Origin of the sequence: Nitratidesulfovibrio liaohensis, assembly GCF_011682075.1 — a bacterium.
Classification (GTDB): domain Bacteria; phylum Desulfobacterota; class Desulfovibrionia; order Desulfovibrionales; family Desulfovibrionaceae; genus Cupidesulfovibrio; species Cupidesulfovibrio liaohensis.
Window position 1 is genome coordinate 1 of sequence record NZ_VSMK01000791.1, and the last position, 526, is coordinate 526.

Annotated in this window: 1 pseudogene; it reads left to right on the plus strand. The window is 72.6% G+C overall.

Going from position 1 to position 526, the window contains the following annotated elements:
* Window positions 1–526 (plus strand): annotated as a pseudogene (locus FVW27_RS19260) (hypothetical protein); the annotation flags it as partial.

The window sequence follows — 526 nt, forward strand, 5'->3', positions numbered from 1 at the left end:
CGACATGCGCACGGCCATGCGCACGCGCGCATCCCTGTGGGCGTCCACCATGCCGTTGGGCGGCGCGGGCGACATGCTGCCCGTCACCGGTGCGGGGCTTGCCGCGCTGGGCGCTGGCTTCAGCCATGCCGACGCGGCCAAGGCCGACGCGCGCGAAACGATACGCCAGGGGCATCTGGCCCTGGTCTTTTTCAAGGCCATGCAGCCGGGCCTGCTGGTACTGCACGGCCAGGATCTGGCGGGCGCCCTGCCGCTGGACTGGCACGTCATGGCCGATTCCGAGGAGCACTGGGACCCGGCGCTGGCCCCGCGCGGCGCCTACGCCTTGTACCGTACCGCCCGCACCACCGTGCTGACCAAACAGGGCATGCCCCGCGCGCCGGTGGCCTACCCCACCCCCGACGAACAACTGAACGACCCGCACTCGTTCCTCAACGGGGTGCATGCCATCACCGCCATGCGCGAACGCACCGGCATCGCCGCCGGACGCGTGGCCGCGCGCCTGCGCACGCAGGGGCGGGGCTGC